The sequence below is a fragment of the Paraburkholderia aspalathi genome, assembly GCF_905220735.1.
Classification (GTDB): domain Bacteria; phylum Pseudomonadota; class Gammaproteobacteria; order Burkholderiales; family Burkholderiaceae; genus Paraburkholderia; species Paraburkholderia aspalathi.
In genome coordinates, this window is sequence record NZ_CAJNBA010000001.1 from 571,295 (window position 1) to 585,770 (window position 14,476).

General features: G+C 63.8%; 16 protein-coding genes. 8 read left to right on the forward strand and 8 right to left on the reverse strand.

Features of this window, described 5'->3' with window-relative positions; translation table 11 throughout:
* Positions 1-6: 6 nt before the first annotated feature.
* Both KHO30_RS02445 and KHO30_RS02450 read right to left on the reverse strand, forming a co-directional pair.
* Positions 7-1,965, reverse strand: a complete 1,959-nt coding sequence (locus KHO30_RS02445) for a hypothetical protein (RefSeq protein ID WP_211699929.1) — start codon at positions 1,963-1,965, stop codon at positions 7-9.
* 291 nt (positions 1,966-2,256) lie between these two features.
* Positions 2,257-2,412 carry a glycine zipper 2TM domain-containing protein gene (locus KHO30_RS02450; RefSeq protein WP_372342256.1) on the reverse strand — a complete coding sequence of 52 codons (156 nt, stop codon included), beginning with the start codon at positions 2,410-2,412 and terminating at the stop codon, positions 2,257-2,259.
* Between the two features lie 262 nt (positions 2,413-2,674).
* Between KHO30_RS02450 and KHO30_RS02455 the strand changes: the two genes are divergently transcribed.
* The 5 genes from KHO30_RS02455 (at position 2,675) to KHO30_RS02475 (ending at position 5,960) form a co-directional block, all read left to right on the forward strand.
* Positions 2,675-3,028, forward strand: a complete 354-nt coding sequence (locus KHO30_RS02455; RefSeq protein ID WP_200618682.1) for a YciI family protein — start codon at positions 2,675-2,677, stop codon at positions 3,026-3,028.
* 155 nt (positions 3,029-3,183) lie between these two features.
* Positions 3,184-3,597: a YciI family protein gene (locus tag KHO30_RS02460; RefSeq protein ID WP_211699931.1), complete on the forward strand. Its 414-nt coding sequence runs from the start codon at positions 3,184-3,186 to the stop codon at positions 3,595-3,597.
* A 61-nt stretch (positions 3,598-3,658) separates the two neighbouring features.
* Positions 3,659-4,186 (forward strand): SRPBCC family protein, encoded by a 528-nt coding sequence (locus KHO30_RS02465; RefSeq protein WP_211699932.1) that lies wholly within the window; start codon positions 3,659-3,661, stop codon positions 4,184-4,186.
* A gap of 84 nt (positions 4,187-4,270) precedes the next feature.
* Positions 4,271-4,678, forward strand: a complete 408-nt coding sequence (locus KHO30_RS02470; RefSeq protein ID WP_093634236.1) for a VOC family protein — start codon at positions 4,271-4,273, stop codon at positions 4,676-4,678.
* A 4-nt stretch (positions 4,679-4,682) separates the two neighbouring features.
* Positions 4,683-5,960 (forward strand): RNA polymerase sigma factor, encoded by a 1,278-nt coding sequence (locus tag KHO30_RS02475; protein ID WP_211699933.1) that lies wholly within the window; start codon positions 4,683-4,685, stop codon positions 5,958-5,960.
* A gap of 75 nt (positions 5,961-6,035) precedes the next feature.
* Here the strand turns inward: KHO30_RS02475 and KHO30_RS02480 are convergent, their stop codons facing one another.
* The 5 genes from KHO30_RS02480 to KHO30_RS02500 form a co-directional block, all read right to left on the reverse strand.
* The gene (locus KHO30_RS02480; RefSeq protein WP_200618679.1) at positions 6,036-6,614 is read right to left on the reverse strand and encodes a DUF4337 domain-containing protein; all 579 of its coding nucleotides are present in this window, start codon (positions 6,612-6,614) and stop codon (positions 6,036-6,038) included.
* A gap of 198 nt (positions 6,615-6,812) precedes the next feature.
* Positions 6,813-6,989: a DUF1427 family protein gene (locus tag KHO30_RS02485; protein ID WP_093634439.1), complete on the reverse strand. Its 177-nt coding sequence runs from the start codon at positions 6,987-6,989 to the stop codon at positions 6,813-6,815.
* Between the two features lie 55 nt (positions 6,990-7,044).
* Entirely contained in the window at positions 7,045-8,010 is a 966-nt protein-coding gene (locus tag KHO30_RS02490) for a quinone oxidoreductase family protein (RefSeq protein WP_211699934.1), read from the reverse strand.
* Positions 8,011-8,283: 273 nt separating this feature from the next.
* Positions 8,284-9,123 carry an AraC family transcriptional regulator gene (locus KHO30_RS02495; protein WP_211699935.1) on the reverse strand — a complete coding sequence of 280 codons (840 nt, stop codon included), beginning with the start codon at positions 9,121-9,123 and terminating at the stop codon, positions 8,284-8,286.
* A 116-nt stretch (positions 9,124-9,239) separates the two neighbouring features.
* Positions 9,240-10,184 carry an AEC family transporter gene (locus tag KHO30_RS02500; protein ID WP_211699936.1) on the reverse strand — a complete coding sequence of 315 codons (945 nt, stop codon included), beginning with the start codon at positions 10,182-10,184 and terminating at the stop codon, positions 9,240-9,242.
* Between the two features lie 127 nt (positions 10,185-10,311).
* Between KHO30_RS02500 and KHO30_RS02505 the strand changes: the two genes are divergently transcribed.
* Together KHO30_RS02505 and KHO30_RS02510 are read left to right on the forward strand one after the other, a co-directional pair.
* Positions 10,312-11,178, forward strand: a complete 867-nt coding sequence (locus tag KHO30_RS02505; RefSeq protein WP_093634438.1) for a LysR family transcriptional regulator — start codon at positions 10,312-10,314, stop codon at positions 11,176-11,178.
* A gap of 183 nt (positions 11,179-11,361) precedes the next feature.
* Complete coding sequence (locus KHO30_RS02510) at positions 11,362-11,898, forward strand: GNAT family N-acetyltransferase (protein ID WP_093634226.1); 537 nt, start codon at positions 11,362-11,364, stop codon at positions 11,896-11,898.
* A 102-nt stretch (positions 11,899-12,000) separates the two neighbouring features.
* On the opposite strand, the gene KHO30_RS02515 is transcribed toward KHO30_RS02510, so the two are convergent.
* Positions 12,001-12,741 (reverse strand): GNAT family N-acetyltransferase, encoded by a 741-nt coding sequence (locus KHO30_RS02515; protein ID WP_211699937.1) that lies wholly within the window; start codon positions 12,739-12,741, stop codon positions 12,001-12,003.
* A 109-nt stretch (positions 12,742-12,850) separates the two neighbouring features.
* Here KHO30_RS02515 and pdxR point away from each other — a divergent pair, with 109 nt between their 5' ends.
* Positions 12,851-14,362 carry a MocR-like pyridoxine biosynthesis transcription factor PdxR gene (gene pdxR, locus KHO30_RS02520; RefSeq protein WP_211699938.1) on the forward strand — a complete coding sequence of 504 codons (1,512 nt, stop codon included), beginning with the start codon at positions 12,851-12,853 and terminating at the stop codon, positions 14,360-14,362.
* Positions 14,363-14,476: the final 114 nt, after the last annotated feature.

The following is a 14,476-nucleotide window of genomic DNA, read 5'->3' on the forward strand; positions in this document are numbered from 1 at the left end:
CCGGCTCTAATCGTTGTACTGCGTCATGTCGTAGTACGTGATTCCACTCCGTCCGCCACCCAACTGCACGAGCCGCGAACCACCGGACGTCAACGACGGGAATGGGCAATTCGTGCAAGTCTGCACGCCCGCGGCATTGACCCCTGCAAAGACGGTGGTTTGATACTGACCGACCGTGGTGTTGTTCGGCGCACCAATCGAGAAGCCATTGATTGCAGTCGTCGAGCCGGTGCCCGTTCCGGGGGAGGCCTGAATCTGCACGGACGTCACCGGATACGCGAGATTCTGTCCATTCACGAGGCTCGACCACGTCACGCTCATCGCGTACTGCACGCTGGCCAGCGATCCGGCCGGCGTGAGGAACTGGGTCGCGAAGTCCGGCAGCAGCGTCGGCCATGCAACCGTGCTACCCGCCGCCGCGTTCAACGGGCTGCCCGGATTGATGATCGACGACTGGCCGAGCTGCGCGCCGTTCTGGTCGTAGAACGTCACGGTATAGGTCGAGTAGAGCGGCACGGTGCTCGCGTCGATCGATTGCGCCGAGTAGTAGCCGCTCGATGCTGCCGGCGTGAAGTTCGCGGTCGACGACAGCGATTGCCATGACCAGCGATACAGCTCCGTATTGCTGCTGGTTGTCGCGGGCGAAACCGGCGCCGCGCTCAACGGCTGGTCCGAGAGACCCAGCGAGCTGATACCGAGCGCATTGCGTTGCATCAGCCAGATCGGCGCAGCGAGGCCAGGTCCCGTGACGGAAGCCGAATACACCGTCGGATTCGAAGTAGTCGGAATCGAAATCTTAAGACCCGACTCGTACCGGTTCACGTCGTTCAGCTTCGAATCGAGGAATGTGCGACGCTGGATTTGCGACATGATCGCCACAGCGAATTGCGACTGATTGCCGATCAGATCCCAGCCGAGTTGTGTGCCGCTGGCGAGCGTGACGGGCGTGGAGAGCTGTTGCGCGATGGTGTAGAGCGCAGTTGGCGTGCCGCTCGCCAGCGTGACCGGCAACTGCACGAGCGCGAGCTGCTTGCCATTGCGGGTGAAGAAGGCGAGCGTCTTCGGCGAACCGAACACCGCACCCGTTAAGGTCGCTTCCGTCAGGCTGTGGGCTACGGCCAGATCGGTCGAGCCGCTTTCGAGGTAAGCGGAGTCGATGGCCGGCGAGCATGACGTGTTGAGCGTGCCGGTCGCCGCGCAGGCCGTCAGCAGAGACGCAAGCGGTTCCAGATAGTTGGCCGCCGCGGACGGCGCTGCCAGTGCGATCGATTGGGCAGTCTGGTTGTTCAGCGCGATGGTCGTGCCCGGCGCCGCATTCGATAGCAGCAAGAGGCCGCCGTTGGCCGCCGAGACGACCGACACCGTATCGATCACCGCATCGGCGCCGGTGTGGTTCGGCGTAAAGGCCGTACCGATCGGATCGAAGCCCGCCGTCAGTATGCCGTTCTGCGTGAGGATTTTCGTCAGCATCGTGTCGAGCGTGATGGTGGCGATCTGCACGGACGGCAGCGTCACTTTGGCCAGTGCCGTGGTGGACGCGAGGTCGAGCGGGTTGCCCGAAGCGGTCAGCATGGCGGCAATCGCGGTGGTCAGCGTGGTGACGTTGGCGACAGCCGGCGCCGTGCCATTCGGCAGTTTGGCGAGCACGGAGACGAGCGGGGCGGAGATGCCGGCGGCGTCGGTGGCGACGATGAGGAATGGCGCGGTCATGCCCTTCACCGAGATCGTGTACGCGCCCTGGGTGTTGGTGGTTGTCGTGGCCTGAGCGCCGGTCGCATCGGTCAGCGTGACGGTTGCGCCCACTACGGCGCCGCCGGTGGCGACCGTGCCGTTCACCGAGGTGGCCGTGACCGTCGACGTGCTCGACGACGTTGAACTGGAACCGCCGCCGCCACAACCGCCGAGTTGGAACAACGCAAAGGCCACTGCGGCCGCGACGCCGCTACGCACTAACGCTCGATGCATGAATTTCCCCGATGCCCTGTTTATATGATTCGTTTGTTATGCCGGCAGATTATGCCGATAAATTCGATTGCATTTGCCGCGTCGGTTTATCGAATTGAAAGCAGATTATTTGCTGCCTTTAATCCACACACAATGCGTTCGCGACGCGCGCTTAAGCGTTGGGAGAATACTTCAAAGTGGTGTTGTTGTGTCGCGTGGGAGAGCGACTGAATAGGAGAATATGAAGGGTAGTCGCGTTTGCGAACCCGTCATATTCTCTGATCGAATTGCTTCAGACAGTTCAGGCGCTAATTATTTGCCCAACTCGTGTCCGATAATGCCGCCGGCTACTGCGCCGCCGACTGTGCCGACCGCGCTGTGATTGGTCGCCTCGTTACCGATCACGCCGCCTGCTGCCGCACCGCCAAGGGTACAGCCGGCCATCAATGTCAGTAGCGCCAATACCATCGCAATAACGCCCAGACTAGGTCGATTTCGCATGATGTCACCTCGGATGTGTATCGATGCAACCGAAGCAGCAATCCACGTGCCGCAACTGTATTACGAGTGTCCGTAGGGCTTGCGGTCCGCGGGTGCCCGGGCAGTGAAACGGGTTTGCTGGAGTCATCCGCGCTTGCTAGACTGGCTTTCGCAACCCAACTGTAAGCGCGCTCTTGCCGTGGTACGCCTCGCTGGTGTTCACTGCGCGGCGCGATCAATCGGAGACGCCATGTCTTACATGCTGCTTATCGTCGAACCCCCGAATCAACGCGTCGAACGCGGTGAGCAGGCGGGGCGCGAGGTTTATGACCAGATGGTGCGTTTCGCTACCGGACTCAAAGAGCGCGGCAAGCTGGTCGCGGCCGAAGCGCTGACTTCCTCAAATGACGCCGTGCGCGTGCAGGTGCGCGACGGTCAAGCGAAACTGCTCGATGGTCCGTTCGCCGAAGCCAAGGAAATGATCGGCGGCTTCTACCTGCTCGATGTTGAAACCCGCGAAGAAGCGGTGGCGATCGCGCAAGCCTGCCCGGCGGCCTCGTGGTGCACTGTCGAAGTCCGCAAGCTCGGGCCTTGTTTCCTATAAGCGGGTTTGCCCATTCGTAACTATTTTCTGGGGGTTTTCCCCAGGCTAACGACAAACATGTCGATCTGGCCACGCATCGCTCGTCGTGTGAATAAGGAGCCAGCAAACAGATAACGGCTCTCCACCAACTACACACCACCCCAGGAGCGATTGCGATGCGATTCATGATCATAGTGAAGGCGACGGCCGTCAGCGAAGCCGGCGGCCAGCCGGACGAAGCCCTGATGGCGGCGATGGGCGCCTACCATGAAGAACTGGCCAAGGCCGGTGTGCTCCTCGACGCAACCGGTCTGAAGCCGAGTTCTAAAGGCTGGCGTATCCACTACAGCGGGGGCAAGCGCACGGTGATCGACGGTCCGTTCGCGGAAACCAAGGAACTGATCGCCGGCTACACCCTGATTCAGGTTCGCTCCCGCGAAGAAGCCATGGAATGGGCGCGGCGCTTCCCGGCGCCGTTCGGCGAGGATGCCGAAGGCGAAATCGAAGTGCGGCAGCTATATGAACCCGAGGACTTCGAGCCGAGCCCGGAAGTCGACCGCTTCCGCAAGCTGGACGCGGCCAAACATTAATCGCGACGCCGATCCGACCGCCAGACGAGGCGCCGATCCGGCCACATCGAGAGGATTCATCATGCTCAAAGTTATTCTGATCACCGTCGTTGCGGCGGTGGGTCTGCTGCTCATCTACGCGGCGACGCGGCCGGACAATTTTCGGATCGAACGCAGTGTGCGCATCGAGGCGCCGCCCGAGCGGGTCTACGGCTTGATCGACGACCTGCATCAGTTCAATCGCTGGAATCCGTTCCTGCGCAAAGATCCCGCAGCGCAGGGCGCTTACAGCGGCACGCCGAGCGGCAAGGGTGCGCGCTATGCGTGGCAAGGCGAAAAGGTTGGGGTGGGGCAGATGGAGATCGTCGACACGGCGGCACCGGCGAACGTGACGATGAACCTCGATTTCATCAAGCCGTTCGAAGCCCATAACATGGCCGATTTCACTTTAAAGCCAGAGGCCGGCGCGACTCAGGTCACCTGGGCGATGTATGGGCCAGCGCCGTTTCTGTCGAAGCTGATGCAGGTGTTCGTCAGTATGGACCGCATGGTCGGCAAGGATTTCGAAGATGGCCTGAGCAATCTGAAAACGCTGGCCGAGGCGAGCTGAGTACGCGGGAACGCTGCATGCGTGGCGGACTACGACGCAATGCGCCGCCCCGGCGAGCGCCCAACCCGATCACTGGATTTCATCATGCATAAGCAGATCTACGTCAATCTCGCTGTCGACGATCTCGAACGGTCGAAGGCATTTTTCAGCACGATCGGTTTCAGCTTCGAGGCGCAGTTCACCAACGGGCAGGCCGCTTGTCTGATTCTTGGCGAGAACCTCTACGCGATGCTGCTGGTCAAGGACTTGTTCAAATCCTTTACGCGCAAGTCCCTTTGCAATCCGAAGGAAAGCACGGAGGCGTTGGTGGGTCTCTCGTGCGAGAGCCGGGGCGAGGTGGATGCGCTGGTCGCGAAGGCGCTCGCCGCCGGCGGCACGGTGCCGCGCGCGCCGCAGGACTACGGTTTCATGTACGGGCACGGCTTCGAAGATATCGACGGACACATCTGGGAGCTGATCTACATGGATCCGAACGCTAAGGCAGCGGGCTGATCCCGTGACAAAACCGGCCACCCATCGTGCCATCGAGGCAGTCTGGCGGATCGAATCCGCCAAGGTCATCGCCCACGTCGCACGGATCGTGCGTGACGTGGGGCTCGCTGAAGAGCTGGCGCAGGACGCGCTGGTGGCGGCGCTCGAACATTGGCCTGACGCGGGCGTGCCCGACAACCCGGGAGCGTGGCTGATGGCGACCGCGAAGAACCGCGCCCTCGACCGCTTGCGCCAGGAAGCGCTGCATGCTCGCAAGCGTGAGGAGTTGGGCCACGATCTCGACGCAATGGAGGCGCACCTCGTGCCGGATTTCGTCGATACCCTCGATGCCGCACGCGCCGACGATATCGGCGACGACCTGCTGCGCCTGGTGTTCACGGCGTGCCACCCGGTGTTGTCCACCGACGCACGCGTCGCGCTGACGTTGCGCCTGCTCGGCGGCCTCACCACTGACGAAATCGCGCGCGCGTTTCTCGTGCCCGAGCCGACCATCGCGCAGCGCATCGTGCGAGCCAAACGCACGTTGTCTGCGGCCAAAGTGCCGTTCGAGGTGCCGCAGGCGGATGCGCGTGCGCCGCGGCTCGCGTCGGTGCTGCAGGTGATCTATCTGATTTTCAACGAAGGCTATTCGGCCACAACCGGCGACGACTGGATGCGTCCGGCGTTGTGCGCGGAAGCGCTGCGGCTGGGGCGGGTGCTGAGCGGTCTCGTGCCGGACGAAAGCGAAGTGCATGGCCTCGTCGCGTTGATGGAAATCCAGGCGTCGCGTACGCGTGCGCGCACCGATGCCGAGGGCCGGCCGGTGCTGCTGCTCGACCAGGACCGCAGCCGCTGGGACCCGCTGCTGATCCGCCGTGGGCTGACCGCGCTCGGCACCGCGCACGCGTTGGGCGGCGCGAGTGGGCCATATGCTTTGCAGGCGGCGCTGGCCGCGTGCCACGCGCGTGCCCGCCGTGCCGAAGAGACCGATTGGGCGCAGATCATCGCGTTGTACGACGCGCTGGCGCAGGTGACGCCTTCGCCGGTGGTGGAGTTGAATCGGGCGGTGGCAGTCGGCATGGCATTCGGACCGGCTGCCGGTCTGGAAATCGTCGACGCGCTCGCCGCCGATGCTGCGCTCGCGAACTATCACTGGTTGCCGAGCGTGCGCGGCGATCTGCTGGAGAAACTCGGCCGCGTGGAAGAGGCGTGCGCCGAATTCGAACGCGCTGCCGGCATGACGCGCAATGCTCGCGAGCGCGAACTGTTGCTCGAGCGTGCCGCGCGCGGCCGCGCGCATTGAACCGTACGTAGGTAACTTACCGGATCAACCGACGCACGCCATGCCGAGCATCGCGGCGAAACTTCGTTCGCGCAATCACGCCGAGAAGAACGCCACAGCGGCAGTGATCACACCCGCAGCCGCAATCCCGAAAGACAGATTGCGCAGCCATTTCTTGCGGGTCAGCAACGTGATCGCGCAGAGGGCGATCGCCACCTGAATCAAGGTCGTGGCCTGCGCCCAGCGATGATGGCCGTGCAGCAGCGCCTCGCTCCTGGCGTCGTTGTCCACGACTTCCTTTTCGATCGCTTCAGCCTTCGCGCGGATCGGCTCTTTCTGCTGCTTGTATTTGTCGACGTCGGCGGCGAACTTCGCGTGCGCATCGGTATTGCCGAGCGACAGCGCCGCGCCGAGTTCAGCGAGATTCTCTTTCTCGCCCTTGGCCTGGTAGTAGTTCCATTGATTCGACGCTTCGGTCTTTTTAATGGCGGCTTCGTTCTTGTAGTACAGCGCCAGATTTTCGCTGTTGCCGCTCTGGTAGGCACACAGTGCGCCGATCGTCGCGAGGATCGCCGTCATCACGGCCATGCGGCTCGCAAACGGGTCCGAGTCATGGTGGCCAGCGTGTTCAACCGCATGGTCGTGCGGACCATGCACTTCATATTCTTCAGACATCTGATTCTCCGAGCCAGGCTTTTCTTGTGGTCTCCGGGCGGCGCGCATGTCGATGGCACATGCGCGGGCGAAGCTGCAAGCGCGGCTCGCCGACCCGGCGGCCTCCATCTTAGCGTGCTGCGCCCGGTGACGGAAAAGCTATTGGTGCGAAGAGAGGTCGATGACTGACGTTAGTGGGAGGACGTTAGTGGGTGGGCGTCAGTGAATACCGACGGACAGCCACGTCCGCACTAACGGGATCGCGTGCTCGCCGGCTAGCATGCCGAGCAACCCGACCAGGGCGATGGTCGGCGGCGCGGGCGACTTCACCTGCATCACGCTGTAGATCAAACCGACTACGACGCCGGCCGCGAGCGAGACCAAATACGCTTTCATGTTGTTCATACCCATCTGAAATGCGGGCAGCCACGCCCGCCGGTCATGTCGGCAATTACATCGTGATGACGACCCGGCCGCGCGTGCCGGCGGCCACCGATTCGTAGGCCTCGCGTGCCCGTTCGAGCGGGAATTCCTGCGCGATGGCCGGCCCTTGCAGCTTGCCGCTCTCGAAGCCTCCTACCAACGCAGTCATCAACGGCGCCGATTCGGCGACGCCCAGCTTGGCGCTGTCCACGCCGAGCAGTTGCGTCTCGTTGTGATAGAAATCGATCAGGTCGAATTCCACGCGGCGTTTGCCCGTGGCGCTGATTTCCAGCACCCGGCCGCGGCGCTTGACGAGACTCAGTGCGGTCTCGAAGGCGACGCCGCCGACCGTGTCGTACACCACGTCCGCGCCGGCGCCGCCGGTCAGCGCTTTGATAGCCGCGGTTGCGTTTTCGTCGAACGGAACGTAGTCGTCGATCAATCGGCCTGCGGGGGTGTCGGCGGAAAGTGGATGACGGTCGACTCCAATCACGCGCGCGCCTCGCGCTTTCGCGATCTGCACTACCGCGCCGCCGACGCCGCCACCTGCGCCGATCACGGCGATCGTCTCGCCCGCTTGGAGGTGTGCGTACTCGACCGTGCCGAGCCACGCGACCACGAAGTTCACGCCGATCGCGGCGGCCTCCGTGTGGCTGAGCGTGGTGGGTTTGCGCGACAACGCGGCGAGCGGAATCTTGATGAACTCGGCGTGGGTGCCGTCGCGTGTGAAGCCGATATCGCCGCCCGTGCCCCAGACTTCGGCGCCGAGCCATTCGGCGGGACCGGCTGTCACGACGCCGCTGAAGTCGCGGCCGGGCGTGCGCGGCAGAACGGTGTGTTCGAAATGGCCGGACACGTTCTTGACGTCGCTCGGATTTACCGAGGCCGCCTTGACCTGCACGACGGCGCTGTCCGCGTCGGCTTGAGGCGTTGGCAGATCGACGTATTCGAGCACTTCGGGGTTGCCAAAAGTCTTGAACTGAATCGCTTTCATTGCGTGTCACTCCTGTCAGGTCGTGCGCTGCGTCGTGCAGTCGATGAGCGTAGTCTAGATGACCGGTACAAAGGCGTTGAGACAAAGACTTTCGAATTTCGGACAAGGCGTGCTGTGTGGCGGCCTACAGGCCTGGCTGGGCGTCGTTGGGCCGGCAGCGCAAACGGCTTGGCTGACGGTGGAGGGCGCGGATGTCAGCGCGGGTTCGTTAAGCCGCCAGCGAGCGCTGGCTTAGCTGCAAGGGCGAATCTCGCTGCCGTCAGTGCGTATAACTTACCCGTCAGTGGACAGCTTGTCTTGGGCCAGCTCCGGCGAAGCTTCAGAAGCCGCCTCGCTGAGTGTGCCGCTCGGATCGAAGCCGGTCGGCGGCGCGCCTAACTCGCGCCGGAACATGTCGCTGAAGCTGCTCGGCTGGAAGCCCAGCGAGCGCGCAATGCTGCTGACCGAGCGCCCTTCGGCGAGACCTGACACGGCCACCGCAAGTTGCACCTGACGCCGCCATTCGGCAAAGCCCACGCCCAACTCACGCGTGAAGAGGCGAGCCAAGGTCCGCACGCTCGCGCCGACGGAGGCCGCGTGCTGTTCGAAGCTGATCGCGATCGAAGGGTTGTCGATCACCGCGCGGCACAACGCATCGAGCCGCCGGTCCGACGCATCGGGCAGCGCGATGCGCAGCGATGAGCGAGGGGCATGCCCCAGCTCCAGCATCGCGAGACGATAGGCGGCTTCCAGATAGGTTTCGTCGCGAGCATGGGTACGCTCGTGTTCCGCAATCGACGTGATGAGTTCGCGCAGCAGGCCGTTGATCTCGAACACGTCGCTGCGCCGGCTCAGATGGCCGACGTTGCGTTCGTGCAGATAGATATTGCGCATCTCCACCTCGCTCATCATGTGGATGGAGTGGACCGTGCCGGCCGGCAACCAGACCGCGCGCTGCGGCGGCACCACCAGCGCCTCGCGGCCGACTTCCACCCACATCACGCCCGATACCGCATACAGCACCTGCGCCCACGTGTGCGAATGCGGATCGATGCGCAGCCCACGCGGATAGCGCCGCGCGAGGGAGCGGGCGTCGGCGTCGTCGTGAAGTTCGGGTGGGCGGGCTTTGGGCACGGCAGTTCGGTTCGCTGTTTGCTGTTTGCTCTTTGTGGATGGAGAGCGCGGACCTTGATGGTCCGTGTGCGAAGCATAGCGCGAGGCGTAGCGCGGCGGATGTTCTCCCGTTCCGCTTACGTACGATGCCCCATCACCAGCAGCAGCAACGAAAGGGTCACGACTGATCCCACCGTCGACAGCAAAATCGTGCGCGAGGTGATGTGCGCCTCGCGTCGGTAGAACTCGGCCAGCATGAATGGACCGGTGCCGGTGGGCAGCGCGGCGAGCACAACAGCCATCTCGACCAGTGTGGATGAGAGCCCGAACACGCGCGCCGCGAGCCACCAGGTCAGCGCCGGCTGCCCCACCAGCTTGACGCCGGTCAGCAGCAGCGAGATGCCGCCCGCGCCCGCCTCGGACGGACGCTTTTCAGCGAGGAACAAGCCAAGGCTGACCAATGCACACGGACTGGCAGCGCCGCTCAGCAGCTTCAGAAACGTCTCCGCGCTTTGCGGCAACGCGACATGGGTGCTCGCCAACAGCACGCCCAGGATTGGCGACACGATCAACGGATTGCGCGCCAGAGATCCCAACACTTTCAACCCTAGCTTGTGCGGCGTGCGTTCGGTCTGCAGGCCGATTTCGATCAGCACGATGGCAAGCGCAAAAAGCACGCACGCGACGAGGATCGTGGCGATCGTGGTCGGTGTCAGGCTGGCCGAGCCGAACGCGATCATGCCAAGCGGAAAGCCGATGTAGCCGGTGTTCGGATACGACGCCGCAATCGCATCGACGCTCGCGTCGGCCAGATGCCGGCCCCCGATCATCCGCATGGCGAGAATCGGCAGAAACGCACCGAGGCACCCGATCGAAAACGCCGCGACGAAGGCCGGCTGATAAAGCTGTTGCCACGTGGCATGCGCCATCGTGTCGAACAGCAGCGCCGGCAGAGCCAGCCAGACGACGAAGCGGTTCAGTTCGGACGCGGAGTTCGGTCCGAGCACGCCGCGCCGACGGCATGCAAAGCCCGCGAAAATCAGGCCGAACACGGGAAGCAGAATCTCGAGAGTAGCTAACATCGATTAAATAGAAAGCGTGGGCGCAGGGAGCGATGCGCCAGCGTAGTGGCTTGCGTTGATACAATCCAATACTGTTTTCTGCCGTCAACAATACCTTTTCTGCATCGTCATTCAGCGCGAGGGCGTCGTGATCGATATCAAGCCGTTACGCTACTTCGTGACTCTCGCTGAGACGCGGCATTTCGGCCGCGCAGCGGCGCGCCTGAATCTGTCGCAACCGCCGTTGAGTCGGCAACTGGCGGCGCTGGAGGCGAACCTGGGTGTGACGCTGCTGGAGCGCAGTCCGCGAAGCGTCACATTGACCGCGGCGGGCGAGCGCTTTTACGCCGATGCGAAGGCGATCCTTGCGTCCGTGGAGCAAGCCGTCAGCAATGCCCAGGCGGCGGCGCATGGCGACGCCGGCAAGCTCGCCATCGGCTTCACGATGTGCGCTGCGTACAGCGTCGTGCCCGGCTATGCGCGCACGTTCGGCGCCGCGTTTCCCGAGGTCGCCTTGAACCTGCGCGAGGTCGTATCGAACGATCTGGCTGCACAAGTGCTGGCCGGCCAGATTGACGCCGCGATCATGTTTCCAGGCGTGCCCGACAAGGGCATCGCGATCCGGACGATTCTTCGCGAGCCTTTGTGCGTGGCCTTGTCACGCAGCCATCCACGCGCCCGCGCCCGGCGTCTGAAGATCGCGCAACTGGCGGGCGAGCCATTCGTGCTGGCGTCCGAGGAAGTCGCGCCGAGCTTGCGCACGGCCATTCTCGAGCATTGCCGCTCAGGCGGCTTCGAACCGGATATCCGCTTCGAAGTGCAGTTGCAGCAGACGGTGCTCAGTCTCGTCGATGAAGGAGTAGGGGTGGCGCTGGTGCCGGCCTCGATGCGTAAAGCGCAACTCGCGGGCGTGGTGTTCCGGCCGCTAGTCGACGCGCCGCTGATCGAGCAGGTGCTGGCGTGGTCGCCAGCTAATCGCAATCCGTGTCTGGCGCGGTTTCTCGAGATGGCGTGAGGGGCGGCTTCATGAATTCGCCAGACGGTCGGTGGCGTTCGCAGGGTCGGCCGGATCGGTTGGATAGCGCATGGCGTCCTGCTTTTTGGCCGCGAACCTGGTGCGCAAAAAATCTGCGATCATCCCAGGCACTCTTCAACGCTTCTCAACCTCATAGCGTCTACGCCAACCACCTGCCCGCCTATGTCCAACCGCCCCACGCTTCTCACCACCGACCGCCTGATCATGCGTCCGCACGCACGCGACGATTTCCTCGAGAGCTATGCGATGTGGTCCGATCCCGAAGTGATCCGTTACATCGGCGGCAAGCCGTTTACGCGCGAAGAAGTCTGGGCGCGCCTGCTGCGCTACGCCGGGCATTGGGCGATGCTGGGATACGGCTATTGGGTGGTGCGGGAAAAGGACAGCGGCCGGTTCCTCGGCGAAGTTGGCTTTGCCGACTACCACCGCGAGATCGAACCTTCCTTGCTGGACACACCGGAAATAGGTTGGGCGCTGGATCCTGCCGTCCACAACCGCGGCTACGCGACCGAAGCTGTGCGCGCTGCGCTCGATTGGGCCGACGCGAATTGGCCTGACGGCGAGACGGCCTGCATCATCGCCCCGGAAAACCAGCCTTCGCTGAACGTCGCGCGCAAGTGCGGTTACCGTGAGCAACTCCGCACGACGTACAAAGGCAACCCGACCATCCTGCTGCGGCGAACGGCGGGCGTTGCCTGAGCCGTCGCGCGGCACTCGCCGGAAGTCTATTTAGTCTCTGAAGTCTCGGGATCGACGAGCCGGCCTTCTGGCCGGCTCGCAAGCAGCCCGCAACGGGCCGCCTCATTGACCGCTTTCGCTCGCTGCTGCCCGCTGCCGCGCGATCAGGTCCACCAGCCGTTCAACCTGCTTACCCTGCGCATCGAAATTGCCGGCGTCGAGCCAGTGTGCATAGCTCGGACGCAGCGCAGGCCATTCGCTATCGATGATCGAAAACCACGCGGTATCGCGATTCCGTTCGCGATACACGATCGCCTGCCGGAAGATTCCTTCGAACGTAAAGCCATAGCGCAACGCCGCCGTGCGCGATGGTCCGTTAAGCGAATCGCACTTCCATTCGAAGCGGCGATACCCGAGGTCGTCGAACACATGGTTCATGAGCAGGAACATCGCTTCGGTGGCGATGCGCGTGCGTTTCAGGCGCTGCGAATAGGTGACGTGCCCGACTTCGATCACGCCGTTCGCGCGGTCGATGCGCATCAGCGCGAGCGTGCCGACCGCCTTGCCGGTGGCCAGATCGATCACCGCGTAGTGCAGCGGATCGGGCGATGCGGCCATGCGCGTCAGGTGCTCGCGATACGCCGCAAGGCTCTCGAACGGACCGACCGAAAGATAGGTCCAGTCGCGGCCATCGGGCGCCGAGCTGTAGGCCTCGTACAGGTCCGCCGCGTGGCGTTCGACGTCCACCGGCTCGATCCGGCAATAGCTGCCCACCAGCGGCTCGCGGCCGGGCGCCTGGGCGCCTTTCCAATCTGGCACGGGGACGCCAATCGGCTGATCGAACGCGTTACGTCTGGGTTCCATGTCTGCTCTCCTGTCGATAGTTGGATGGTCGATGCTTGTGGAGAACGATACGGCAAACGTGGTATGTTAAAAAGATCCAACAGAACAGCATTTGATAGATCCAGCCAGGATGATCGAAATCATTGGTCCGCTCGCCAACCCGGCCGCCACGACCACCAGCGGCAACGGTGAAAAATCCGTGCCGCTGCAAAAGCAACTGATCGAACGCTTGCAACAGGCGATCCTCACGGGGCGCTTGCCGGCGGGGTCGCTACTGCCGTCGTCGCGCTTGCTGGCGGCGGAGATGGGCGTATCGCGCAACACGGTGGTGATCGCGTACGAGCATCTGGCCGCGGTGGGCTATGTGGTGGCCGACAAAAAGGGCACGCGCGTCAGTCCGCTCTCCAGCCCTTCGGCACGCGGTGAAACGCGGACATCGTCGGCCGCGCCGGAGGTCGCCTACGCGGCGCGCGTCGAGCAATTCGCGGCGACGCGCACCCATGCCGACAACACCTTGCCGCTGACACCGGGCACGCCTGCGCTGGACCGCTTTCCCCTGGCCGCCTGGCGGCGCGCGCTCGAACGTTCGATGGAGCGCGCGTTGCCGTTTGCGCTCGGCTACGGCGACCCGGCGGGCGAACCGGCCCTGCGCGACGCGATCGCCGCGCATTTGCGGATGGCGCGCGGCGTGCGCTGCGAGGGTTCGCAGGTGGTCATCACCGAGGGCGCGCAGGAAGCGCTGAACCTGTGCGTGCGGCTGTTCACCAATCCGGGCGACATCGCATGGGTTGAAGATCCGGGCTATCGCGGCGCGAAGGCCGCTTTCAACCTCGGGGATCTGAGCATGCTGCCGATGCCGGTCGATCCCGAAGGCATCGCGGTGCCGTCCGATGCGTGGCGCGCGCATCCTCCCAAGCTGATCTACACGTCGCCCGCGCATCAGTATCCGACCGGTGCGGTGTTGTCGGTGGCGCGCCGGCTTGAACTGATCGCGCAGGCGCGCCGCTGCGGCGCGTGGCTGATCGAGGACGACTACGACGGCGAATTCCGCCATACCGGCGAGCCGATCGCCAGCATGCAAGGGCTGGTCGAGGACGCGCCGGTTCTGTACGTCGGCTCATTCAGCAAAACGATGTTTCCGGCGCTGCGTATCGGCTTCGTGGTGTTGCCGCGCGTGATCGCCGCGCACACAGCCGTCGCGTTGCAGGAGATGCTGCGCGGCGGGCATCGTCTGGAGCAGCTGGCGCTCGCGCATTTCATCGATAGCGGCGAGTTCGGGCGGCATCTGGGCCGCATGCGGCGTTTGTATCGGGAGCGCCAGCAGGCGCTGCGCGATGCGCTCACCATGCATTTCGCGCCGTCGCAGATTCTGGGCGGCAATTGCGGCATGCATCTGACGCTGCGCTTACCGCCGCATATTTCCGATCGGACCCTCGCCGAACGCGCGCTCGCCAGGCGGCTCAATCCGCGTCCGTTGTCGGGTTTTGCATTGCAGCAGCGCGAGGAGACGAACGGGCTGGTGATCGGTTACGGCAGCACGTCAGCCGAACAATTGGCGCTCGCTGTCCGCGTATTGGCCACGCTGGTGCGGGAGATGGCGGGCGAGTCGGGTATCCGGTCGACCACCCGGCGCGCCGTGTAACTTTTTACGTCTGTCCGCGCGGCCCATGTCGCGCTATCGTGTCGTCTATGCGCGGCGAATTCGAAGTGCGCGACGTCGACGAATCGCCCGCAGGTCATGCCCAGCGCACCGCCC